The 23,945-nt window shown below is 52.7% G+C and carries 25 protein-coding genes and 2 pseudogenes; 6 read left to right on the top strand and 21 right to left on the bottom strand.

Annotation, left to right across the window (positions count from 1 at the left end):
* Positions 1-51: 51 nt before the first annotated feature.
* The 13 genes from H7B67_RS04420 to H7B67_RS04360 form a co-directional block, all read right to left on the bottom strand.
* Positions 52-1,704 carry a nucleoside recognition domain-containing protein gene (locus tag H7B67_RS04420; protein ID WP_185118589.1) on the bottom strand — a complete coding sequence of 551 codons (1,653 nt, stop codon included), beginning with the start codon at positions 1,702-1,704 and terminating at the stop codon, positions 52-54.
* Positions 1,698-2,825: an NAD(P)/FAD-dependent oxidoreductase gene (locus H7B67_RS04415; protein ID WP_185118588.1), complete on the bottom strand. Its 1,128-nt coding sequence runs from the start codon at positions 2,823-2,825 to the stop codon at positions 1,698-1,700. Before H7B67_RS04415 ends, H7B67_RS04420 begins: the two co-directional genes overlap by 7 nt.
* 34 nt (positions 2,826-2,859) lie before the next feature.
* Complete coding sequence (locus H7B67_RS04410) at positions 2,860-3,849, bottom strand: CobW family GTP-binding protein (protein WP_185118587.1); 990 nt, start codon at positions 3,847-3,849, stop codon at positions 2,860-2,862.
* 13 nt (positions 3,850-3,862) lie between these two features.
* The gene (locus H7B67_RS04405; protein WP_185118586.1) at positions 3,863-5,071 is read right to left on the bottom strand and encodes a GTP-binding protein; all 1,209 of its coding nucleotides are present in this window, start codon (positions 5,069-5,071) and stop codon (positions 3,863-3,865) included.
* Between the two features lie 92 nt (positions 5,072-5,163).
* Entirely contained in the window at positions 5,164-5,496 is a 333-nt protein-coding gene (locus H7B67_RS04400) for a DUF3024 domain-containing protein (protein ID WP_185118585.1), read from the bottom strand.
* A 33-nt stretch (positions 5,497-5,529) separates the two neighbouring features.
* The gene (gene rpsN / locus H7B67_RS04395) at positions 5,530-5,799 is read right to left on the bottom strand and encodes a 30S ribosomal protein S14 (RefSeq protein ID WP_185118584.1); all 270 of its coding nucleotides are present in this window, start codon (positions 5,797-5,799) and stop codon (positions 5,530-5,532) included.
* Between the two features lie 40 nt (positions 5,800-5,839).
* Positions 5,840-5,989: a 50S ribosomal protein L33 gene (rpmG, locus tag H7B67_RS04390; protein WP_136369992.1), complete on the bottom strand. Its 150-nt coding sequence runs from the start codon at positions 5,987-5,989 to the stop codon at positions 5,840-5,842.
* 94 nt (positions 5,990-6,083) lie between these two features.
* Positions 6,084-6,533: a Fur family transcriptional regulator gene (locus H7B67_RS04385; RefSeq protein WP_185118583.1), complete on the bottom strand. Its 450-nt coding sequence runs from the start codon at positions 6,531-6,533 to the stop codon at positions 6,084-6,086.
* A 40-nt stretch (positions 6,534-6,573) separates the two neighbouring features.
* Positions 6,574-7,746 carry a GTP-binding protein gene (locus H7B67_RS04380; RefSeq protein WP_185118582.1) on the bottom strand — a complete coding sequence of 391 codons (1,173 nt, stop codon included), beginning with the start codon at positions 7,744-7,746 and terminating at the stop codon, positions 6,574-6,576.
* Positions 7,747-7,839: 93 nt separating this feature from the next.
* Positions 7,840-8,832 (bottom strand): metal ABC transporter substrate-binding protein, encoded by a 993-nt coding sequence (locus H7B67_RS04375; RefSeq protein WP_185118581.1) that lies wholly within the window; start codon positions 8,830-8,832, stop codon positions 7,840-7,842.
* A 56-nt stretch (positions 8,833-8,888) separates the two neighbouring features.
* Positions 8,889-9,782, bottom strand: coding sequence for a metal ABC transporter permease (locus H7B67_RS04370; RefSeq protein WP_185118580.1), 894 nt, complete (start codon positions 9,780-9,782; stop codon positions 8,889-8,891).
* Positions 9,728-10,435 (bottom strand): metal ABC transporter ATP-binding protein, encoded by a 708-nt coding sequence (locus H7B67_RS04365; RefSeq protein ID WP_185118579.1) that lies wholly within the window; start codon positions 10,433-10,435, stop codon positions 9,728-9,730. Before H7B67_RS04365 ends, H7B67_RS04370 begins: the two co-directional genes overlap by 55 nt.
* A 170-nt stretch (positions 10,436-10,605) precedes the next feature.
* Positions 10,606-11,136, bottom strand: a complete 531-nt coding sequence (locus H7B67_RS04360) for a YbhB/YbcL family Raf kinase inhibitor-like protein (protein WP_185118578.1) — start codon at positions 11,134-11,136, stop codon at positions 10,606-10,608.
* A 177-nt stretch (positions 11,137-11,313) separates the two neighbouring features.
* Here H7B67_RS04360 and H7B67_RS04355 point away from each other — a divergent pair, with 177 nt between their 5' ends.
* A complete protein-coding gene (locus tag H7B67_RS04355) occupies positions 11,314-11,979 on the top strand; it encodes a GntR family transcriptional regulator (protein ID WP_185118577.1) in 666 nt (221 codons plus the stop codon).
* A 46-nt stretch (positions 11,980-12,025) separates the two neighbouring features.
* Entirely contained in the window at positions 12,026-13,465 is a 1,440-nt protein-coding gene (pdxR, locus tag H7B67_RS04350) for a MocR-like pyridoxine biosynthesis transcription factor PdxR (RefSeq protein WP_185118576.1), read from the top strand.
* A gap of 477 nt (positions 13,466-13,942) precedes the next feature.
* On the opposite strand, the gene H7B67_RS04345 is transcribed toward pdxR, so the two are convergent.
* Both H7B67_RS04345 and H7B67_RS04340 read right to left on the bottom strand, forming a co-directional pair.
* Positions 13,943-14,245 carry a hypothetical protein gene (locus H7B67_RS04345; RefSeq protein WP_185118575.1) on the bottom strand — a complete coding sequence of 101 codons (303 nt, stop codon included), beginning with the start codon at positions 14,243-14,245 and terminating at the stop codon, positions 13,943-13,945.
* A gap of 171 nt (positions 14,246-14,416) precedes the next feature.
* Complete coding sequence (locus tag H7B67_RS04340) at positions 14,417-15,283, bottom strand: ketopantoate reductase family protein (protein ID WP_185118574.1); 867 nt, start codon at positions 15,281-15,283, stop codon at positions 14,417-14,419.
* A 162-nt stretch (positions 15,284-15,445) separates the two neighbouring features.
* On the opposite strand from H7B67_RS04340, the gene H7B67_RS04335 reads away from it, so the two are divergent.
* Positions 15,446-16,027, top strand: a complete 582-nt coding sequence (locus H7B67_RS04335; RefSeq protein ID WP_185118573.1) for a TetR/AcrR family transcriptional regulator — start codon at positions 15,446-15,448, stop codon at positions 16,025-16,027.
* A gap of 589 nt (positions 16,028-16,616) precedes the next feature.
* Entirely contained in the window at positions 16,617-17,825 is a 1,209-nt protein-coding gene (locus H7B67_RS04330; RefSeq protein ID WP_185118572.1) for an IS110 family RNA-guided transposase, read from the top strand.
* A 263-nt stretch (positions 17,826-18,088) separates the two neighbouring features.
* Here the strand turns inward: H7B67_RS04330 and H7B67_RS04325 are convergent.
* The 6 genes and pseudogenes from H7B67_RS04325 to H7B67_RS04305 form a co-directional block, all read right to left on the bottom strand.
* A pseudogene (locus H7B67_RS04325) lies at positions 18,089-18,436 on the bottom strand (copper amine oxidase N-terminal domain-containing protein); the annotation flags it as partial.
* 10 nt (positions 18,437-18,446) lie between these two features.
* On the bottom strand, positions 18,447-18,899 hold the full coding sequence (locus tag H7B67_RS31245; RefSeq protein ID WP_342592631.1) for a Rossmann-fold NAD(P)-binding domain-containing protein: 453 nt from the start codon (positions 18,897-18,899) through the stop codon (positions 18,447-18,449).
* 12 nt (positions 18,900-18,911) lie between these two features.
* On the bottom strand, positions 18,912-19,277 hold the full coding sequence (locus H7B67_RS31240) for an SDR family oxidoreductase (RefSeq protein WP_342592632.1): 366 nt from the start codon (positions 19,275-19,277) through the stop codon (positions 18,912-18,914).
* The gene (locus tag H7B67_RS04315; protein WP_343069197.1) at positions 19,274-19,666 is read right to left on the bottom strand and encodes a MerR family transcriptional regulator; all 393 of its coding nucleotides are present in this window, start codon (positions 19,664-19,666) and stop codon (positions 19,274-19,276) included. The genes H7B67_RS31240 and H7B67_RS04315 overlap by 4 nt, the downstream gene beginning before the upstream one ends.
* A 262-nt stretch (positions 19,667-19,928) precedes the next feature.
* A complete protein-coding gene (locus tag H7B67_RS04310) occupies positions 19,929-20,498 on the bottom strand; it encodes a dihydrofolate reductase family protein (protein WP_185118569.1) in 570 nt (189 codons plus the stop codon).
* Between the two features lie 244 nt (positions 20,499-20,742).
* A complete protein-coding gene (locus H7B67_RS04305) occupies positions 20,743-21,639 on the bottom strand; it encodes a TetR/AcrR family transcriptional regulator (RefSeq protein WP_185118568.1) in 897 nt (298 codons plus the stop codon).
* A gap of 170 nt (positions 21,640-21,809) precedes the next feature.
* On the opposite strand from H7B67_RS04305, the gene H7B67_RS04300 reads away from it, so the two are divergent.
* Complete coding sequence (locus H7B67_RS04300) at positions 21,810-23,297, top strand: MDR family MFS transporter (RefSeq protein ID WP_185118567.1); 1,488 nt, start codon at positions 21,810-21,812, stop codon at positions 23,295-23,297.
* Between the two features lie 112 nt (positions 23,298-23,409).
* Positions 23,410-23,751 (top strand): annotated as a pseudogene (locus H7B67_RS04295) (carbohydrate ABC transporter permease); the annotation flags it as partial.
* Between the last annotated feature and the right edge of the window lie 194 nt (positions 23,752-23,945).

Below are 23,945 nucleotides of genomic sequence, written 5' to 3'. Positions count from 1 at the left end.
TTGTCAATTCCATTCCTTGTCGCGGATCCTCATTTTCCCCAAATACGGAATTCACCTGCCTACTAACAGCATGAGAACAACTGCCGAGATGACGGAAGTCGCCGCTTGCTTCGATGCCATCGAAGCCGCGAACGCCAGCCCCATCTCCTTGCGGATCGTCCACAAGGTCACCAGGCAAGCCGTGAGCGTAGAAGCCAGATAGACAAGCACAAATAGCTGTCCCGCATGAAGCCCGCTTAAGAAAGCGCCGTTATCCTGATTCAATACAAGCAGGCCATCCTTGCGAAGGATAGAGAACAAGATTCCGCCTGCCGCTTCGGCCGGCAGATGAAGCAATTGCATCAGCGGAGCGCATAGCTCGGTGAGAAACCCGATGACTCCCGTCTCCTGCAAAATCGTCGATACGATGCATAAGAGCAGGAAGATAGGCATGGCTTGCAGCAAGAACTGTTTCAGCACGTTGCGTACTCGCCAGAGGACCGCCTTAAGAGCAGGAACCTGCAGGAAGGTTGTTCCGGGCTGAATCGAATGCAATCCCTGGTACGGACGCCGGTTCCATACTCTCGTATGGATCGCGCCGACGATAGTCAAGAGGAGCAAGTAAGGCAGGAAGAGCACAGGATGGCCGGCCGAGCTGAACAAGGATAAAGAGGCTCCGATCTGATAGCTGCAGGCCGATCCGAAGGCGATCAACGAAACGCACGATTTGCGGGAACAAGCGCTGCAAGCGCGGCTTTGATGAACGGCTACCACATTGCAGCCGAACCCCGACAGAACGGGAACCAGATCCCTGCCGCTGAGTCCGACGACCCTCATCCAAGGATCCAGGGAGTCCGTAATTCGATCTTTAATCCCGCTCTCCTCGCCGATCGCGATCGTTACGCTAAGAAGCAGAACGACCGGAAAGGCCCATAGAAACGAGTACCAGCCTAACGTAATGACCCCATAATCGCCTATCAGCAGGGAAGCCATCGGCTCCGGCCACGTGGACAATCGGTCTACGACGAACGGAACCAAGACGCCGTCTACGATTGGCTGCAGCCAAGAAGACAGATGATAGGCTAGAAAGACAGGGAAAGCGAATAACGATAGGAGGAGCAGAATAGCAAACAGGCGCCCCCATACCGGAATCTCAAGCCAGGTTGTCGGCGGCTCCATGTCCATAAATTCCATGGGCGACCTTGCCGCGGCTTGCCGGCGAAGAGTCGAGGCATTGGCCGCCGACTCCAATATCTGCTCCCTCGAGGCCGAATCCAGAAACCGCGCGTCCGCGGCGTAAACGGGAATTCCTAATTGCTCCTTATACGTCTGAACCAACGTTTGGACTCTTGAAGGAACTTTATCCGCGAATGTGAGCAAGAGAGCCACCCGGATCGGACGGGCTCGGACCAGCTCGAGCAAATGCGGGAGCTCCGAGGCCGAGTGAGTCGCCCGAACGACCAGCAACGCCATATCCGCCTGGTTTAGCTCCTCCAAGGCCAACCGCGTCGTTACACTGTCGTCTTGAAGCCTGATCCCGGGCAAATCGACGATTTGGCGGTTGGGAGCAAGGGAGCCTCTTCTCGCCATTACGGTCGAGCCTCTGAAATTCGCTACCTCGGATGAAGAATCTCCCGTCAAGCTTCGGAACAGGGCGGATTTGCCGGAGGATTCGAAGCCGATAAGCGCCATGGAGGATGGTTGCGACATCGCGCCGTTCAGCATTCGCAGCTCTCTCCGCAGCAGGATAAATCGTCCAGGAAGAAGCCTTGTTTCCGGTATTCATCCAGAACGGAAGCATCCAACCCCAGCTTGGAAGCGAGATGATTCGCGATCACCCCGAAACGCTGGCGAAATTTATATATAAAACAGAAATGCAGATCTCCGTGTTTAACCGCGGGACCGGATAAATAAAGACCCGGCGTAATCGTAGATTCGTCGTTGCCGCTCAGCGCCGGAGCTCCGTTCGAGCCCGTCTCGAACAAATCTTCGACAAGCCTCAGGCTGCCATGGAACCCGGTCGCCAATAAGGGAGGCGAAACGGAGGTTACGGTCGTCGCTCTTCCGGACGAACTGACGCAGCGTATTCGATAGCTTCCTTGGCCGGAGAGCTCGATCTCGTGAACCTCATGCCGCCCCATCAGCCGAATTCGTCCCTCTTCGAGGCTATGGATGCGATCCTTCGTGTATGGAGACAGCTCTACACTCGGATCGCTGCTTCCCTTATGGGTCCATCGGCCGCTTCGGTCGATGAGGGTTACCTTCTTCCCTAGCTTGCCAAGGTTTATTGCGGCATCCGCGCCGCTCTCGTATCCTCCTATGACGACGAATTCATCGCCCTCAAGGTCGTTCCAGTTCGGGATCAGGCTGGTATGAATGGCGTGTTCGGACCCCGGAAAAGCATCAAGCTTCGGGTATTGAAACTCTCCGGCGGCCCAGATCACGAAGCGGCTGCGAAGCGTGCCTTCGGACGTGTCGACTTCGAACCCGCCGGCCGGCAACGGCCGTACCGCGGCGACATCGACTCCTCGTCGTATCGGGAGCTCCTTGTGATCCGCGACGGCCTGCAAGTATTCGGCGAATTGCTTGCCGGTCGGATGTTCCGTATTAAGCGAATACGCGGGAGAGGTGTTGAGGGTTATCGCATTCAAATCGAGCATGCCATAAGCGTTGCTCGTGAACGAAGGCGTGATCATCCTCATCTCCGGCGGCCACAGCAGGAAGGAAGCGCCCACCTCGCCCCGCTCCAGGATTCGGAACGAACGGACCTTCAAGTCCTTCAAGACGCAGCCTATCCCGATTCCGGCCGCTCCTCCGCCGATAACCAAACAATCGTATGCAGCCAAGGTTCAGCCTCCTTTTCTATTCAACATTCAAGATTCAAGACTCGCATTCTATCTTCTTTAGGGCTTCCTCGATAGCTTGTTCCGAGAAGCCTTGACCGATATGCACGATGACCTCCCGAACTTCTTGCAAAGGGCGTATGACCGATAGATGCGATTGTCCGTAGGCGTATTGAACGAGGGACAAGGCGCCTTCCTCCTTGAATCGGACAATTCCCTTGGCACGGTAGATAGGATCGGGAAGGGTGTCCAGGTAAGCCTCGAACCGTTCTCGGGACAGAGGTTTGGAGAAAAAATAGGTATGCGCCTTAAGGAAAGAATGGGCGGCATGGCCGGGGGCGCTTATCGAACAGGAAAGATGGCCATTCTCCGTAAGGATAGGCAACGGAGAGAACCTCCGGTTCTCCGTTCGCGCGGACTTTGCTTCAAGAAGGAAAGAAGCGCCTCCCCTGCAATACTCCGTATTGATTAACGACGCTCCGGCGTTCCACTCTCTTATCGCAAGATGAAGCTCCGTCAGCTCCTCCTGCCCGACGCGATCGACTTGGTTAAGGACTATCGAGCCCGCGGCTTTTATTTGATCCCTGATAAGCCGAAACATTCTTCCTTGGGTACGGTTGCGAAGCATGGCAGATAATGAAGGAGCCGCAACGACCGTGACCATGCGATAGAATTCGACTTCCCGAAGGAAAGAAGCCTCCGTCACGCTATCGACGATCGACAGCGGATTCGCGACTCCGCTCGCTTCGAGCAGAATGACGTCGGGGCTATGCTCCTTGCATAAGTTCTCCACGACGAAAGGCACGTCTCCGCTTACCGTGCAGCAAACGCATCCGCTTAATACTTCTGCTCTGGGCACGTCGCGTTCCAGGATCCGACCGTCTATGTCGACGTCGCCGATCTCGTTGATGATGACGGCCGGCTTGAGACCCGATTGGACGAGGGCGTCGACGGCAAGGCGAAGAAGCGTAGTCTTGCCGCTTCCGAGAAATCCGGAGAGGATGTACATAGGAATTGGGCTCGTCATCTTCTTCCCTCGCTCACCTCTGTCCGAATTTGGGCAGCGGATCCTTCAGCTCGCGCCAATTGCCTCTCATTTCTTCCGGCGTAAGCAAAGCTTTGTCGAGAGAGGAGGCAATCTTCTCCCGATCGATTCCGATTCCGATAAAGACGAGCTTCGTGACCCGATCGCCCCATCGTTCATCCCAATCGGGGGAACGGGGAACCTCGCCGCTTCCGAAGTACGCGTACTTCTCGTCGTCCGTTAAAGCAGACACCCACAGCCCAGCCGGAGACAATTGCCGGGAGACTCCCGCCTGGCTGAACGATAAAGCCATATTGTTGCGGGTGGCGAGCCATAGGATCCCCTTTGAACGAACGATCTCCTTCGGCCAATCGGACACCCACTTCAGGAGCCTCTCCGGATGGAACGGTATTTTTCTCCGATAGACGAACGAAGAAATGCCATACTCCTCCGTCTCCGGCGTATGGTGATCCTTCTCCAGCTCTCGAATCCATCCGGCCGATTGGCTCGCGGCTTCGAAATCGAATAAGCGGGTATCTAGAATTTCTTTCGGATCGACCTTGCCGTGCGTGGCGCGTATCATCTTGGCGCGAGGCTGCATCGCCCGCAGGGCCGTTTCCAGCTTCGTCAGCTCTTCTTCGCCGACCATGTCGCATTTGTTGATGATGAGCACGTCGCAGAATTCCACTTGATCGGTCAGCAGATGGACGACGCCCCTCATATCGTCCTCTCCGGCTTCCTGATTACGATCCTTCAAGGTCTCGCGCGTATGGTAATCCTTCCAGAAGTGGTACGCGTCTACGACGGTTACCATGCAATCCAAGCGGGTCAGCTTGGATAAATCGATATCCAGATCCTCATCCACATAGGTGAACGTCTGGGCCACGGGCAGAGGTTCTCCGACGCCGGTCGATTCGATAAGGATATAATCGAACTTCCGTTCCTTGGCCAAGCGCTCGACTTCCTTGAGAAGGTCGTCTCGAAGCGTGCAGCAGATGCAGCCGTTGGACATCTCGACCAGCTTCTCTTCCGTGCGGCTCAAACCTCCGCCGTCCCTGACCAGATCGGCATCGACGTTAACTTCGCTTAGGTCATTCACGATGACGGCTACTTTCAATCCGTCGCGGTTATTAAGCACGTGATTTAATATCGTCGTTTTCCCTGCGCCTAAATATCCGCTAAGAACGGTTACGGGAATTTTGTTGTCCGGGGCCTGAAGATTCATGATCGATTCCTCCAAATGAGTATCTTCATAGAAAATCAGCTTCATTTAATCGTAATTATTACGACTAATGTACAACATGAAACGGATGGGGGTCATGCGGTCCAGAATATGCCTTCCCGGTCCAACTCCACCAGTTCCAGTTGACGTTCGAAATCCTCATGCGGTTTTATCGTTGCCGGACTCTCCCACGTTCCTTTTTTGGATATCGCATAAACATGCCACTTATCCTGCAGGAAGCGAAATTGCACGATCGGCAGCCCTATCCATTCTCGATACCTCTGATCGGGTCTTTCCTCGCAAAGAGTCAGGTTGGTTCCTTCCCACTCGTATGCCAATCGAACGGACGAACGCATGCGCAGAGGAATCTTTTGACCGATGTACCATTGAAGAATCTTCTCTATTCTGCGAACCGTAAAGGCATCCATTCCTTCATCTCCTCATAACGACACCTGCCGAAGTTACCAGCTGGATTTCTTCACGCCGGGAATTTGCCCCTTATAAGCCAATTCCCGAAACGCGATCCGCGACACCTTAAACTTGCGAAGATACCCATGCGGTCTCCCCGTTAGCTCGCATCGGTTATGAAGCCGGGTCGGCGATGCGTCCCTGGGCAATCTTTTCAAGCCTTCATAATCTTTATTAGCCTTTAGTTGCTTTCGAATCTCCGCGAAATGAGCAACAGTCGCTTGCCTCTTCAGCTCTTTAACCACTTTCGATTTTTTGGCCATTCTATTTGCCTCCTCAATTCCTAATGGAAAAAATGATCTATTAACGGGTTTCTCTATGCAAGGTATAGCGTTTCAGCCGCGGACAATATTTCTTTAACTCCAAGCGCTCCGGGTGAGTTCTTTTGTTCTTTGTCGTCGTGTAATTTCGATCTCCCGTTTCGGTACAAGCAAGGGTAACGGTTACTCTCATGTTCGGTGCCTCCCTTCATGTAAATGCGGATTTGTATTTGTTCAGATCGGGTCAAAACGTAATTATTACGATAAAGGCGCGTACAGTAGCAACCTTATTGCACGGCCGGAGACCCTCCCCTATCGCAGCAATCCCTGCAATAACCGAATATGTCCAGCTTATAATTGACAGATTTAAACTGCTCCGGCATCGGAAATGCCGGATGGGACGGATCGAAGGAAACCTGAATCGCTTTCTTGCAATCCATGCAGATGTATTGGACAAGAGGGGCATGAACGGCTGGGAGGGCCCGGTACCGAACCTCGTTCCCCAATAAAATGGTCTCGATAAATCGCAAGTCCATAAACAGTTTGAGGTTGAGATAGATCGTTTCGTAGCTCAGGCCCGGGAACGTTCTCTTCATCTTCCTGTAAAGCTCCATGGCGGTTTGCGGGTGTTTCGAGTTCGCGACGAGCGAGAGCATTCGTTTCCGCTGCTCGGTGACGCGCATCCCGTTATTGAACAGCTCCATCAGACATCTATCCACGTATTTCCTGGCATTCAACCGTCATCACCCGCCCGGCAATTCAGTGATATGGCTAGGATTAAGGCAGCGGATCGGTAAACCGGCTCCAATCGCTCCTCATTTCGGCATCCGTCAACAAGCAGGCATCGAGCGAAGCGGTTAATTGCTCGGTATCTAAGTCAATGCCGATAAACACAACCTTGTTGATTCGATCCCCGAACGGCTCCGACCAGTTCTTGCCCAGCTCGGGGTCATCACGCAGGTACGCTTCTTGTTCTTCCTCCGGCAGCGCGGCCAACCAGTAGCCGGAAGGACCGAATTGAATGGATGGTCCGGCCTGACTGATGCTGTGGCCCATATCGTTCCGGGTCGCCACCCACATGATCCCCTTGGCGCGAACAACCTCCGCAGGCCAATTTTCCATCCAATCCATCAGTCTGCTTGGGTGAAAAGGTCTCGCTCTCTCGAATACGAAGGAGGAGATCCCGTACTCTTCGGTCTCCGGCACGTGAACCGGCTTCTCCAGCTCCTTCTGCCAACCGGCGGATCGGCTCGCTTCCTCGAAGCTGAACAATCCGGTATTCAGGATCTCCGCGGGGGCGACCTCCCCCTTAACGGTTCGGATCAGCTTGGCGCGCGGCTGCAGCTTGCGGAGTACGGCCTCCAGTTGATTAAGCTCGTCGTTCTCGAGCATGTCGCATTTGTTAAGCAGGAGCACATCGCAGAATTCGATCTGATCGATGAGCAAGTCCACGACATCCCGGGAGTCGTCCTCGCCAACGGCCTGGTTTCTTTGGAGCAGCGATTCTCCGGAGGAGAAATCATGCCAGAATCGATAAGCGTCGACTACGGTTACCATGCAATCGAGCCGGCATAGCTCCGTGAGATGGATCCCCTGTTCTTCGTCCATATACGTGAAGGTTTGGGCAACCGGAACCGGTTCCCCGACTCCGGTCGATTCGATCAAAATGTAATCGAATCGACCCGCGCGGGCCAGCCTCTCCACTTCCCGCAGCAAATCCTCCCGAAGGGTGCAGCAGATGCAGCCGTTGGACATCTCGACCAATTTTTCTTCCGTTCTCGATAGCCCGCCGCCTTCCCTTACGAGCTCCGCATCGATATTGACTTCGCTTAGATCGTTGACGATGACGGCGACCTTTAGGCCGTCCCGGTTGTTCAACACGTGGTTTAGAACGGTCGTTTTGCCGGCGCCCAGATAACCGCTTAGTACGGTTACCGGTATTTTATTCATTTACATGACTCCAATCCATATTGTAATTATTACGAATTTATATTCCGCCGAGCCCAGCGTATATCGATTATCGATTCTTCCGAATATCGGGAACTATTCGTTCAGCGCTTTTTGGAGAGCCTCCAGATTCCGCTTCATAACGCCGATGTAGTCCAGATTATTCTTGAGATCCTCGTCCGTCAGTCCTTCAAGCGGATTGAGAACGTCCGTCTTGGCGTTGATTTCGTCCGCGACGACTTGGGCTACCTTGGGATCGACCAGCGTTTCGAAGAAAATCGTTTTGACCTGGTGTTCCTTGGCGAACTCGACAACCTCGGCCATCTCGTCAGGCGACGGCTCCTGTTCGGGCGACAAGCCGGAGATCGGAACCTGCGTCAGTCCGTATTCCTTGGCTAAGTAACCGAATGCGGCATGTTGAGTGACGAATTCCTTGCGGTTAACCTCCTTGAGCCCATCCCGGTATTCTTGGTCGAGTTCCTTCAGTTTGGCGATATAAGCCTCGGCATTTTTCTTATAATCGTCCTTATGCGCGGGGTCGGCTTGCTCGAGCGCGGCCTGGATCGCAGCAACCTCCTTCTGGGCCAATACCGGACTTAACCAGACGTGAGGGTCCGACTCATGGTCATGGCCTTCTTCCTCATGCCCCTCTTCCTCCGCATGTTCTTCCTCTTCGGCATGCTCGGCGTCTTCCTCGTGCCCGTGATCGTGTCCGTCCTCTACGCCTTCCATCAGCGAAATTCCTTGGCTCGCTTCGACGACAAGGCGATCGTCGTTTGCCGCGCTCGATAGCGCATCGTCTACCCAGCCCTCCACGATGCCGTTGTAAACGAACACGTCGGCTTCTTTGATCGCAGCCATGTCCTTCGCGCTCGGCTCCCAATCGTGAGGCTCGACGCCGGACGGGATAAGCGCTACGACGTCCGCATGTTCTCCCGCCACTTGCTTGCTGAATTCGTACATCGGATAGAACGTCGTGACGACTTTGATTTTGTCCGCCTGAGCTTCCTCGTTCTTATTGCCGCAACCGGACAGCACCAGTGCCAGTCCCGTACCCAATACCATTGTTTTGGTTACCCAAGAATTCATGATTGCTTAAAACCTCCATATATAAATTGTTGTATGAAATCCGTACGTCGCTTCCTTCAAGGGTTCGACCATTCTTCTGCTCTGGTTGCCCTATGGCGAGTGACGGGCATTTCCGCTTGCTTGGCAGTCATTCGAGCTTTCGCTCCAAGCTTATGGATCGTTTTTTTGACCGTTATCCCGATAACGAGAAACGTCAGCAGAACGAAGGCAATCGTTCCTCCCGGAGGGGTGCTTAACTCATAAGAAGCCGTTAATCCTGTAAATACGCCTAACAACCCGATTCCCATCGAGATAAATATCGCGGCGGAGAAACTAGGGGATATTCGGATGGCCAACGAGGCAGGCAGCACGATCAGCGAAGACACGAGCAGAACGCCGACAATCGGCATGGCCGCGGCAACGATCATTCCGGTGAGGATACTGAAGCCGAGGGAGATCCAAGGGACGGGAATCCCGTTTGTCCTGGCCGTCTCTTCATCGAATGAAATTAAATAAAGCGGCCTTCGAAGAAAGTAGAAGAACAACGCGCCGATTACGGCCGTAGCCAGCATGATAATCAGTTCGGTCCGGTTCACCGCCACGACGGAACCGAACAAGTACGACGAGAAGCTGATATTTATCGATTTATTTAAACTCATTAAGATGACGGATAAAGATAATCCTCCGACCATAATAATGGCCACGGATATTTCGCTATACGTGCGATAGGCCCTTCGGAGGTACTCGACAACGACGGCGCCGCAAACGGCAACGAGGAATCCCGTCATCGTCGGATTGACCTGGAAGTATGCCCCTCCCGCTATGCCTGCCAATGACACATGGGACAGCATATCGGCCATCAAGGCCTGACGCCTAAGCAGCAAGTATACGCCTAGCGCCGAAGCCAACAGCGCGATTAACCCGCCGGCACAAAATGCCCGCTGCATGAAGTCGTAGTGCAGCATTTCCATCCGCTTTCCTCCTTTCTTACCAACGTTACGACGCGGTCCAAATCGCGCTCGACCTCCGTCAGGTTGTGCGTCACCATGACGACGGTTTTGCCCATCGCCCGAACCTCGTTCCGCATCAAATCATAAAACCGTTCCCGGCTCTCTTGATCCATTCCGGTCGTCGGCTCATCCAGCACGTATAAATCGGGAGACATGGCAAGAGCTCTTGCCAGGCAGATCCGCTGCTTCTGTCCGCCAGACAGCTCCCCGATCTTGCGGTTTCGCAGATTCAGCGTATCCGTATGTAGTAACGCCCGCTCTACCGCCTCCAGATCCTTCCTGCCCATTCTTCTCCACCAGGAGCCCGCGCCGTATCGCCCCGATAAAACGAATTCCTGTACGTTGCTCGGAAAACCTCCATTAAACGATGCGATCTGCTGCGGCACATACCCAATGGCAAGCTTGTTCCCGTCCTTGTTATGCGAGGAAAGCTCGGCCTTTCCTCTCCATGGCTGGAGCAAGCCCAGCGTCAGCTTAAGAAGCGTTGACTTCGCAGCTCCGTTGGGGCCGGTGACGGCGATAAACTCGCCGGAGTTGATTTCGACATTCGCGTCTTCAAGACATGGAACGTCGTCGTACCCGAACATGACATCTTGGAGGGTGGCTAGTCTCATATCCTTCCCGTCCTCCTCTCGGAAGTTAAATCAATCGCCTTGAGATGTATGTAATAATTACGATTAATGGTCAAATAAAAGAACCAACCTCGTTGTACGTAATTATTACACTTAAGGAAGAATACCAGAACGGGTTGACATTCGTCAACCCGCATTCTTACCTAGCTAACTTATTTATCGGTCTCTCCCGTCGCCATGAGCACCGCTCTTCCTAACGTATGGCTCTGCATGGTGAAGCCTAAGAGAGCCGGCGTGGCATTCGGGCCGACGCCGATTTTCTCGACATCCAGCGCATGAACGACAAAATAATACCGATGAGGACCGTGACCCGCCGGCGGAGCCGCGCCGATGAACCGTTTGAGCTGCACGTCGTTCGGCAGTTGCATAGCGCCTTGCGGCAGTCCGCTGCCCTGCTCGTCGCCTGCTCCGGTCGGAAGCTCCGTGACGTCGGCAGGGATGTCGATGACGGCCCAATGCCAGAGGCCCGATCCGGTCGGGGCATCCGGGTCATACGCGGTAACGGCGAAGCTCTTCGTCCCTTCGGGCGCGCCCGACCACTTCAAATGGGGCGACAGATCTTGGCCGCCCTCTATTCCCGACGAGTAGTGCCGGGGCGGTAGGGGAAGGCCCTCCGAAATATCGTTGCTGGTCACCTGAAAGCTTGCGACTTCCGCCAATTTGGCAAATGGGTTGTTGCTCACTGTAAACTACCTCCTTTTGTCGAATGCAGTTTCGATTATATTATTTAGAATCGATTCTGTAAATATAAATCGTTTATTTTAATCGTTGTCGAATTTCAACTTGTTTTTTTATCCTATTCGATGTAAATTAATGAAACGTGTATAATGCCTATGCGCATGAAGGATGGTGCTGGCTTCATGGCCAAAAGAAACGGTTCGTCCACTTTAAGCGAAAATGTCACGAAGAAGCTGCAGTCCGATATTCTGGCCGGACAATATGAACCGGGCTCTCCCTTAACCGTGTCGGAGCTTGCCAAAGGCTTCGAGGTCTCGGTCGCCGTCGTTCGGGAAGCGCTGACCCGGTTGGCCACCCATGGCCTCGTCCTGCAAAACCCGAACCACGGATTCTCCGTGAAGACGGCGTCGGAAGAAGAACTGAATAACATCATTCAGGCACGGTCGCTCAATGAATCCGAAGCCTTGCGCCTATCCATCGCCTATGGCGATCTCACATGGGAATCCAATGTCATCGCCGTTCACCACAAATTGTCCCAGACGGCCGAGTACAGGGAAGTGAACCAGAAGCTTGCCGTTAGCGAAGAGTGGTCCGACATCCACCGTCAGTTTCATTACGAGCTTATCGCCGCATGTCCGAATCCGGTTCTTCTGGATATCTGCAGGCGCCTTTGGGATTTGAGCGAATTTTATCGGCATTATCCGACCCCGCATCAGCAAACTCGCGATGGCCGTGCCGAACACAAGGCCTTAATGGATGCCGTTCTTAGCCGCGACAGCGATCGTGCCGTCAAGATCTTCAGGGCGCACATCCAACTCACCGCGGACAACCTGTTCAACAATCCATAAGAGGTTTGGATATGTTCGATGGAATCAATAAAGGATGTGTGAAACGATGTGGACTCTCGATCGGAAGAGCAAGAAGCCTCTATATGAACAAATTGCCGATCATATCGAGCAGCGGATTGCCACCGGAGAGTTCCCGCCCGGCAGCTTGCTTCCATCCGAGAGGAAGCTTGCGAATCAATTGGGCGTCAACCGAAGTACCGTTATTCTCGCGTTCGCGGAGCTTCGTTCGATGGGGATCGTCGAGAGCAGAACGGGAAGCGGAACGCGCGTAGCCGATGCTTGGAGGGGGAATATAACGAGACATACGCCCAACTGGAAACGATACGCGGAGAATGGCGGCTTTCTGCCTAATTTGCCCTTCTTGCGGAAAATTCGGGAGGCTCTGCTTCAGGATCCTTCCATGATCGATTTTGCAAGCGGCGAGCTTTCGGCGGATTTAGCTCCCATCGATGAAATAAATGCCATCCTAAACAAACAAAGCAACTTTGCCTATTTCGGATACGACAATCCTCAAGGGTATCTTCCGCTCCGGCAAGCGTTAGTAGAGTATCTTTACCAATATAGGGGGATTCGTACGAGCGAGTCTTCGATCATGATTACATCGGGTTCCCAGCAGTCTTTATTTCTGATTACGCAGTGTTTAACGTCTCCGGGAGATGCCGTTGCCATAGAGGATCCTTCCTATAGCTATTCGCTCCCTCTGTTTCAATCGGCAGGGCTTCGAATATATCCATTGCCCATGGACGATCAAGGAATTAGCCCGGATGATATTCGCAGTTTGTTTAAAGAAAATCGTATTAAAATGATCTTTTTGAATCCTAATTTTCAAAATCCTACTGGCACGGTTTTAGCCCAAGAACGTCGGAAAAAGCTGCTGGATATCGCAAGCGAGCTGGGTCTTCCTATCGTGGAGGATGACCCCTACAGTTTGACTGCCTACGATGGGCTCCCGCTTCCGTCGCTTAAATCGATGGATTCGAACGGCGGCATCATATATATCGGTTCCTTTTCCAAAATCGCCGCTTCGGGGTTGCGCATCGGTTGGATGGTTGCTCCGCACTCCGTCATTCAAAGGGTTGCGGACGCTAGGCAGCAGATGGACTTCGGACCTAGCGTTATTCCCCAAGGAGTCGTCGCGCGATTTCTTCAATCCGATTCTTTCGTGGCCCATTTAGAGCGTTTAAGGATCCAATTGCAATTTAATCGCGATTTGCTTATCGAAGCTTTGCAGAACGAGCTTTCCGGCTTGGTTGCCTATAACGCTCCTCAAGGGGGCATACACTTATGGATCAAACTGATTCCTTACGTTCATGAAGGCAAATTGCTCGATGAGGCGATCAAAAACGGGGTCGTCTACGTTCCCGGCAGCGTGTATGGATCGAACTCAGGGTTTGCCCGATTCACCTACGCAAGGCCGAATAGTCAAGATATTCAAACCGGGATTGCCGGATTCGCCCGGTCTGTCAGGAAGCTAATGGCTCCGTAAGTCAGTCTTCTTCCGCTTGGATTGCCGATTTGCCGCCAACGTAAATAACAACGATACCTGCAACAATGAGAAGCGAAATCATCGTTATATAAAACATAATGTTCACAACCTTTCCAATCCTTAACGAGTTAAAAGCAACAGGAACGCGACAAGAACAAGGAGGGTGCCAAGAACGTAAATAACAAGAAGCCGTCGCCATTTCCTCGTCGTTCCGCGGCCGTAGCCCGTATGCTCTCTTTTATTCTCCGAAGAATGTCCGATTAAAATAGTCGCAACCGCGGCTGCCGCTATCACAATGATTACTAGACCTATTAAGTAATACATAATAAGCCCTCCTCTCGGGAAATGACCGCGGATCGTTATCCTCGGTGAAGCACCATTAATATAGCAACATTTCCTCGGAGCGTGACCATCCAATCTCGGCTTAATTCTCACCATCCAATTTCTCGATTTCACCCCATGGGCAAAAAAAACCGCCTAGGATAGGCGGTCATCTAACGTAAGCAGCTCCTCGACTTCTCTATCAAAGCCGGCGCTAATATAAAATTGGACCAGATCCAAATTGGAGTAGCGGTCCAGCTCCTTTTTGAACGCTTGGCCGTAGCTTTGGCGAATCCGCCCTCCGATTTCATGTAGAAAAAGACCGATCATTTTGTCCTCGAAACGCGTGTCGCCGCTTTTTCTTAGTCGCAGCGCGGACGCCTCCGCCGTTGCCATGCCCAATCGAATATTTTTGACGAGCCCCATAAGTTCCGCTTGATCCTTGCTTTTAATGCTCACGTTCCTGCTCCTCCGCCTTGCAATTTCTGCGAAGCTTCATTGTAGCCGAACGTCGCTTGGTTGGCAAAGGAAGCAAATGCCGCTCGATCCTGGAAGTGAGAGGCAATCCAAAGAATCCCGTGCGCAGCGCCGCCTAGGCCCCCGCCGGGAAGGCGCAGCCGCCTACCTCGCCTACTGGACCCTCGCATAGGCACGAACCTGTTCGTCCAGCCGCTCGAGTTCGGCCGTCGCCGCAGGCGAGGGATTGTCGAGCTGCGCGGCCGTCCGGCTCCGCAAGAAGCGTCGCAGCATGGCCGCGAGCAGCCCTTCCGGCAGAATCCGCAACGCAGCGAACCCGCGAGGGACCGGCGGCGTCGGCAAGGCGGTCAGGTTCTGCCGCATGAGGCGGATCATGCCGCGGACCGCCTTAGGATCGTCGGCCAGCGCCACCGGGCCGCCCGCCGCGTTGACCGCCTGCAAGAGCGGCACCTCGAACGCGGCGTGCGTCTTGAGCCAGGTATCCATCTGCGGCTCTGCCTTGGCATTAATCCCGGCGGTTCGGAACTCCCGTACGATCCGTTCCAGTCGCGGGGTGGTACGGCCGTCGGGTTCGCCGATCGGCGTCGGGAACAGGCGGGTCGCGATGTTGGTCGGGCGGTAGCGGACCACGTCGCCGTCCATCGTGCCGGCGGCCGTGGGGAAGCCGAGCAGCACTCTCTCTCGGCCGATCGCCGCGCCCAGCGGTTCCGCGCCGGCTGCCCAGTTGAGCATGAACAGCACGTCGCCTTCGAGACCGGCGAGCGACTCCAGCACCGCATCCACCTGATGGGTGCGGACGAAGACGACGATCAGGTCATACCCGCCGACTGGGTGCTCGACCGCCGGCACCGGTACGCTCCTGACGATCGGGCTGTCTCCCTCGGCGAGCTGCACTCCATGCCTGCGCAGGGCGGCCAGGCGCTTGCCCCGGGCGAGGAGCGAGACATCGTGCCCGGCCTCATGCAGGCGGGCGGAGTACAGGCTGCCGAGAACCCCCGCGCCGTAGACTAGCAGTTTCATATGACAACCTACTTTCGTACGTTCTTTTCTAAACGATATCTTCCTCTATTGACTATAAGACAACGCGTTGTATGATGAATCATACGACTTTGTTACAAACTCAACAACCAACAATTTCATCTCGTTTGTCGGATGATATTTTGCTTGCGAAAGGAGCAAGAGATGAAAAAGCAGCCTGAAATAACGGAAAAAACAAGGCAAGCCTTTATCGGCGTTTTTTGCGAACTTTATGGCCAAAAACCGATAGAGAAAATCACCGTACGGGAAATTGCAAACAAGACCGGATATAACCGAAGCACCTTTTATCAGTACTTTACCGATGTTTACGATTTGCTTAGAATCGTCGAAAGCGAAATAGTGGATTTTATCCGGGAGAAATTGAAAAACACAGAGCAAGCGGATATAAAACCGCAAGATTTGCTCCTGCTTTTCGAGGAAAAAGGGGCATACCTAAATGCTTTACTAGGCGATTACGGCAATATCCGCTTTATAGAAAAGTTGAAAAACGAATTTTTTAGCGATGGGCGGAACTATTGTTCGCCTGAAGATAGTCCAGTCACCCCCTATTTATTAGAGTTTCACCTCTCAACTTCTATTTCACTTCTTCGTCTTTGGCAACGCAGGCAAAAAGATTTGCCCCCGGATCAATTAATTCGTTTGATAGAAAGGCTATTTACATCGGGAATATCGTCTATAGCTGATGGAGCGATGCCAAATGAACAGGCAAAAGGAAAAAGCCTCTGAGTCGGAGGCTTTTTTCATTTGGAATTCATTCGCTTCGGCAGGATTCCTGCGGCTCCAAGAAGTGAATTCACAGTCTAACGGACATAAGAGACGCTTAGAAGCGCAAAAAAGACATTTTCAAAATATAACGGACATTAGCGACGCTTAGAGTGTGTTTTCCTGCTTTGGACAGCCATTTTTGAGCTCTAAGGGTTCCTGGTGACCGTTAGATTTTTCGTAGGTTGGTTTTAAGATTTTAAGCGTCTCTGGTGTCCGTTAGCCGCCCCGCCCCCCTCCAAAACGGACTTTCTGGACAGCCTCGACCTCTAAGAACTACATTTCTTTGCTGAACTATCCTGCCCGTTCGTATTATGAGGTCAACCAATTCTTACTGGTTGATCCTTTTTTGTTTTGGTTGGAGGATTGAAGGTGGCCGGGTCGAACGTACCTGCCCGTGGGACTTGATCCCGAGCGCTATAATGTTCACCCCTACTTGTCATGACCATGATTGAGGCTGGTTGGGACATGGATCCCGTATCACATGCGATGCTATGGAGCGACAAGCAAAGTCATAGGGGCTACCGGTAAATTCACATCAAGGAGAGATCGAATGAATCCTGTAATAGGGCTAGATATTTCAAAAGGAGAAAGCCATGGACAGGCCTTTTTAGATCGGGGAAAACCTTTCAGAGGGACCTTTCAATTCGCTCATACACGAGATGGACTTTTGCAATTGCTTCAAGCTATTCATGATGTTGAGCGCGAATCTGGTCAACGTCCAACGCTTATTCTTGAAGCGACCGGACATTATCAAAGTCCTGTTGTTCAATTCTTAGAGGAGCACCAGTATGTTTACATCGTGATTAACCCGCTCATTTCAAATCGACTAAGAAAAACAAATCTCCGTAAAGTAAAAACGGATGCTGCCGATGCTTATCTTCTTGGTGAGCTTCACTACAAAGAAGAGTTCGAACCGTTTAGAAAAAGAGGCGTGCGGTTACTTGATTTGCGCTATCTGACGCGGCAATTTGAATCCTTCTCGAAGATGTGCGTGCAGACTAAATTACAATTCCAAGCTGTTTTAGATCAAGTATTCCCTGCCTACAAGGGCGTCTTTGGGGCTATGTATTCAAGTGTTTCACTGCGATTATTATATGAATTCCCAACATCGTACTCGGTTTTGCAATCCGATGAAGAGACGATTAAAACGAAGATTAAAGCACTTCTCCCATCTAAACGAGGGCGTTCAGAGAACTGGATTAACGAACGCGCTCAGCGGATGCTAGATGCTGCAAAACAAAATCCGTTTCAACAAACACTATATGCAAGCCACTTAATTAATTTGAAGATCTTAATCTCAATTATTCTTCAATACCAAGAGCATCTCGCTGAATTGGAACAGAACATAGATGCCCTGGCAAAAGAAATTGAAGAATATGATTTAATCCAGTCGATTCCCGGTATTGGCCATAAAATTGCTGCAACAATTTTATCCGAAGTTGGGGAAATCGACCGATTTGATCATCCCAAAAAACTAGTCGCTTTTGCTGGAATTGATCCAAGTGTCTTTGCTTCAGGGAAATTCACAGCAACTCGAAACCGAATCACCAAACGTGGTTCACGACAACTTCGTTATGCCCTAGTTATGGCTGTACAGTGCGGACTGATTCGTTCACGTAATACGCGCCTGAAAGAGTTCTACGAACGTAAAAGAGCTGAGGGAAAGCCTCACAAGGTGGCTCTAGTTGCATGCGCTAATAAGCTAGTTCATTGGTTACACGCCATTCTAAAAAGCAAAAAGACCTTTCGTGATGCATAACAAAAAACCATTGGTATAACCTTCCAAGTCAAGTTGGAGGGTTATTTGACGTGCTTATTTTTCAATATATCATATGAACTCAGTTAACTTTACTGGTAATGTTGACAAGCTATTAGCTGGTATAGTTGAATGAAAACGGCAGCCGCGCTTGTTGGCTGGCTGCCGTCGTGCATTTTGAGCTATAGTTCCCGTTAGCGCAACAATGGCCGCTGATCAATCCCATCGGCAGCCTCGTTTTCTTGGGTCATTAAGCTGTCGTACCCTTGATTTACTACGCTCCCCATAGTCAGATAGTATTCTTGTTGCAATGCTTTGACCGTCACACCATCGATAATCAATGGCTTGGTTTCGACGGTTACTGCATTGTTGCTATAACTGACATCGCAACCGAACGCCTCTGCAATAAAACGAAGCGGAACCATCGTGCGATTATTCTTTAGATAGGGTTTAGCATCAAACAGCACCGTTTTACCATTTATGACTGCCTTATTGCTATTCAGCTGTAAAATTACCTCCACATTGCTTTTTGTGAGCACGACTGCCGAATCCAACCAGTTGACCGTAACTCCCAGATTTTCACTGATAACACGCAGAGGTACCATAGTTCGGTTTTACATAGATTCAAGCATTATCCGAATTGATAAAAAATCCTGCATTCTCCCTAACCCACTCTGCGAACGTATACGGTTTGTGTCCTGTTACTTCCTCCACTGTCGACATAACGGTATAAGCAGATTTAGGCGGATTAAGGTGCCAACGAATCACGTAATCTATTGCATCCTCCTGAACACCCATTTTCCTCATCTGTTCACGTTCTTCTTCTTCAGAGCTTTCGATAAATTGAATTTCACGTCCAATAACCTCACTGATTATCCGAACTTTATCTTGAACCGACAAACTCTCAGGCCCTGTTAATGTATATATATGACCTGCATGACCTTCCCCAGTTAGTGCAACTGCTGCGACTCTTCCAATATCGGCTTCATGAACAGGAGCAATCAGTGTTCCTCCGAACAGGTCTCGAACAACCCCCTCGGAGCGTATAGAGTTCGCCCATTTCCGTGCGTTTGCCATAAATTCAAAAGCTTAAAGCTGAGTCCACTCCAGACTGCTTGACTCAACCGCCTTCTCAAAAGGGCCCTTCTCTCCGTTCCACAAAACTGTAACCCTTCGCACCCCGGCCTTCTCAGCAAGCTCAACGATTTCTGGTCCTGTTTGTAACGGGGCATATTCGGCACCTGTTGTAATTAAATGCATGCCGCTGATGCCAACCAACGCAGAAACTAGCGTATTTGGATCACTTAAATCTCCCGCGACAACCTCTACACCATGAGGAAGATTGGCTAGCTGCGGATTACGTGTCAATGCACGTACCTTTTGCCCCCTTTGAAGAAGTTGGTCCACGACATGCCGCCCTACGGTTCCCGTTGCCCCAGCAACTAATATAGTCATTCATTATCCTCCTTCCGTTTTTGCACCATCCGATTGATTTTTTCAGCCAAATTGAACTTCGCTTTGGTTAAAGCCTCTAATTGTTGGTTAATCTCGTGCATTTTCGACTGATACATAAGCAGCAATTCCTCACAATAGACGTCTTTATCTTTATGCTCCTGTCGCTCAGGAAATCTACAGAAGATAATGTCCCGAATTTGGTCAGTTGTCAGCCCTAATCCTAAATAAAGTTGAATTGTGTTAATGGATTCGATTGTCTTCTCGTCATATTCTCTATAATTATTTTCTTGACGAGATGTTTGGATCAATCCTTTCTCCTCATAATAACGAATCGAACGGGCACTAACGCCAGTTATTTTTCTTACCTTTCCGATCTTCAAAACGATCACCTCATCGATTGGGAACGTTAGCTTAACTATAAAGCTTCACATTAATGTAAAGGTCAAGAAAAAAGATTAAATAAAAAATAGCCCTTTAGGGGAAGGCAATTAGTCTAGTCATAACTCGCAGGATGTTGTTCGGTTTCATAATATTTGCTGTGTTAAACTGCCCGTTAGTTGAATGAAAACGGCAGCCGCGCTTGTTGGCTGGCTGCCGTGGTGCATTTTGAGCTATAGCTCCCGTTAGAGCGGAACACCTTGTACGGCACGACTATTTCTCCAACTCATAGCGGGTCGCGATAATGCCCGACTTGAACGTTCGGCTGGACAGCAGCTTGAGCCTGATTTTCTCGACGCCGCCGTCGAATACTGATTTTCCTCCGCCCAGGACGACCGGACAAATCGTCAGCAGGAATTCGTCGATCAGGCCGAGCTCAAGAAGCGTCTTCGCAGCCCCCGGGCTGCCAAAGATAACGAGATTTTGGCCAGGCTGCTCCTTTAGCGCCTTGATTTCTTCTGCGATATTGTCCTTGATCAGCATCGTATGGTTCCATTCCGCCTTGTCCATCGTGCCGGAGATGACGATCTTCTTAACATCCTGCAGCCATTTGGCATGCTCCAACTCGTGCTTCGACGCATTCGGATCCTCCAGCACCGCGGGCCAGTAGCTCTCCATCATCCGATACGTCGTACGCCCGTATACGGGAGAGCCGACTTCGGCTACGACCTCCTCGGCGTATTTCTCTAATTCCTCGTTGTACGGAATCCAATCCAGTCCTCCGTTCGAATCCGACGCATACCCATCGAGCGATACATGCATGAACAATACGAGTTTTCTCATGTCCGTTTCTCCTCCGCTTTCGAATTTATCTTGTGCAATGTTTGGTCTGTTGTCCTGTGTTTGTCCTGCTGTTACGTTCACAATAAATCATTACGTTACGTAAGGTTCAAGGGGTAAACCTGAAATTAATTGCGGACAGCCATGTTGCGCCAAACTGCCCGTTCGTTTATTGCCGACTTGGATGCAAAAAAACCCGCGCATGGCGCGGATTCTAATGTTTCAGGTATGTTCTTGATAAGCTGCCCTAAGACTTAAGCAGTTGCTCCGACCATAGACGCATGCGCGCGGCATAAGGCGCGAGCTCGTGCTCGGTAGCCAGCTCGTTCAGCAGCGCCGTGACGAGGAAGCGCCTCGGCTCGTCCTTCTCCCCCTCTTCCCGAAGCAGCTCCAGGATCTGCTCCAATTCCCGCTTGCGCGCGTTGGGCACGCTCAGCTCGCGGATCGTGGAGGCCGCCCGCTCGAGGACCACGGCGCCGCAGCGCTCGATCGATTCCCGCAGCGTCTCCGGCTGCTCGGACTCGAATTCCTTCATCAGGCTGGCAGGGAGCAAAGGCTCCGCCTTCCGCGCGAGCAAGCCCGCAACCAGATCGTCCATCCGATCGGCGAAGTACGCCGCCAGCGCCGGAATCGAGAGCGGCTTGGCGGACGTCTTCATCAGGTGAAGGTACTCCTTCGCCATCGCGTTCAGGATCATGACCGCATCCCAGACGTGCGGCTCGAGCGCCTCCCCATAGCGGCGCTGCAGCACCCCGCGATTGAAGTTGAGCAGTCTGGCGCGCTTGCGGAAGAGCAGCGGACCGAGCTTGTCGCCGGAGATCGGCGGCTTCTCCTTCAGCGAATTGGCCACGAACAAGCCGTGATGGAAGAAATAATCGAGCTGGTGCCGGATCTCCTCGACGAACAGCTCGCGCGGCGACAGCTCCTTTTGCTCGCGGATCCGCGCGGATTCCTCCATGATCCGCGCGAAATGCACCTCCATGATCTCGATGTAGAGGTCCTCCTTGGAAGGAAAAAACTTGTACAGCGAGCCCTTGGCGATGCTGCAATCGTCCGCAATATCCTGGATGGACGTCGCCTCGTAGCCCTTCTCCGCGAACAGCCGCTCGGCCGACTCCACGATTTTATTTTTGAGAATACTCATAGGCCCTCCCGAAAAATAAGGATTGACAAAGGTTGCCAAACGCGATACAAATAGGCCTGTAGCCTTTTATGACTGAAGGGTTTTTGTTAAAACTGATTAGTCATAACGTTAACGGAAAATCATGCTTCCGTCAAGGTTCAGTCCGTTATTTGGGAAAGGATGGAATTCATATGGCAAACTCGCGTTCGGCTTCGCCTGACGTCGCAGCGCCCTTCTCGCTGCTCAAGCTGCTGCCGCCGCTCCTCGCCGTTATTATCGGCATGTTTATGGTTATCCTTGATACGACCGTCGTCAACGTAGCGATCCCGACGCTGGTCGACGACTTCGGCACGACCCTGCATCATCTGCAGTGGGCCGTCACCGGCTATACGCTGGCGCTGTCGGCCGTTATCCCTCTCGCGGGCTGGATGACCGACAAGTTCGGCTCCAAGCGCATCTTCATCGCGACGATCGTGCTGTTCTCGCTCGGCTCCGCTCTCTGCGCGCTCGCGACGAACACGGAGCAGCTCGTCGTATTCCGCATCATCCAGGGGATCGGCGGCGGCATGGTCGCGCCGATCGGCATGGCGCTCGTCTTCCGCATCTCGCCGCCCGAGAAGCGCGGCGCCGTCATGGGCGTTCTCGGCATCCCGATTCTGCTCGCGCCCGCGCTCGGACCGGTCTTGTCGGGTTACTTCGTCGAGTATGTCTCTTGGCACTGGATTTTCCTGATCAACCTGCCGATCGGCGTCGCCGCCGTGATCGTCGCATGGCGCTACCTGCCCGTATTCGAACGCGGCAAACCGCCGGCGCTCGACATTCTCGGCATGATCCTTGGCCCGGTCGCCTTCGCCATGCTCGCGTTCGGCGTCAGCGAGGGCGGCACGGACTGGGGCTCCTCCCGTACGCTGACCGGCCTGATCGTCGGCGGCGTCAGTCTGCTGCTGTTCATCTTCGTCGAGCTGAGGCACCGTCAGCCGCTGCTGGAGCTGCGCGTCTTCCGCACCTTCGCGTTCACGCAGGGCATTATCCTGTCCTGGATTCTATATGCGGCGCTGTTCGGCTCCATCATTCTCTTCCCGCTCATGCTGCAGCAAGTCAAGGGCTACACGCCGCTTGAGACCGGTCTCATCCTGCTGCCTCAGGCACTGGGCTCCATGCTCTGCATGCCGATAGGCGGCCGTCTGTTCGACCGCATCGGCGCGCGCCCGATCGTCATCACCGGCACGCTGTTCATCTCCGCGGCGCTGCTGATCATGTCGCAAATCACGCTCGACCGTCCGCTTTACGTTATCATGCTGAATCTGTTCCTGCTCGGCTGCGGCATGGGGCTGTCCATGATGACGATGAACACCTACATCCTCAATACGGCGCCCAAGGATCTGGTCGGCCGCGTCACGCCGCTCACCAACTCGGCCCAGCAGGTCATCGTCTCCTTCGCGGTCGCCGGTCTGACCGGCTATCTGTCCACGCATAGCGATAAGGTCATGGCCGCCTACAAAGGCCCTAACCCGCTCGAGGCGGCCGTCGGCGCGTTCGGCGACACGTTCCTTCTGACCTCGGGCTTCGCGATCGTCGGCTTCGTGCTCAGCCTGTTCATCCGCCGCGTCAAACCGGCCGCGCAGAAGAGCGGATCCGGCGAAGTACGGGCGGAGGAGAGCATGCTGGCCGGACACTGACGCCGAACGCTCGATTAAGAATGGTCAGAAGCTGACGGACTCTGATGATTTATAAAAAGATAAAGAAAGACGCGCCGTCGGGCGCGTCTTTCAAGCTGTCGAGAACGAAGTCCCGCGCGAGATCGACGAGAGCGCGACGATCGACGGAGCCTCCGGCTTCCGCCTGTTCTTCTCCGTCATCTTCCCGCAACTGAAGTCGGTCACGACGACGATCATCATCATCGGCGTCATGTGGATCCGGAACGACTTCCTGCTCCCGCTGCTCATGGTCAACGGCTCGCCTTCGACCAAGACGCTGACGCTCGCCGCGTACACCTTCGTCGGTCAATACACGTCCGACTGGCAGTACGCGATGACCGCCATGGTGCTGGCCGTCCTGCCTTCGATCATCGTGTTTATCTTCTTGCAGAAGTACATCGTCAAAGGCGTTGTTGCCGGGGCTGTTAAGGGCTGATCGCAACGTTCTGCCCAAGCAGGCCGTCTCCCTCGGGGAGGCGGCCTGCTTGTTGTTGGTTGCGGGGCGGCAGCGCCCGGAACGATCCTCTTCGATGCTCCGTTAGTCGATTTTTTCGACTATCTAGCCTTCACCTTTCTCCTTCGATGCTCCGTTAGTCGATTTTTTCGACTATCTAGCCTTCACCTGTCTCC

This window comes from Cohnella thailandensis (assembly GCF_014212135.1).
Classification (GTDB): Bacteria; Bacillota; Bacilli; order Paenibacillales; family Paenibacillaceae; genus Cohnella; species Cohnella thailandensis.
This window is presented reverse-complemented; position numbering and strand designations above follow the sequence as displayed.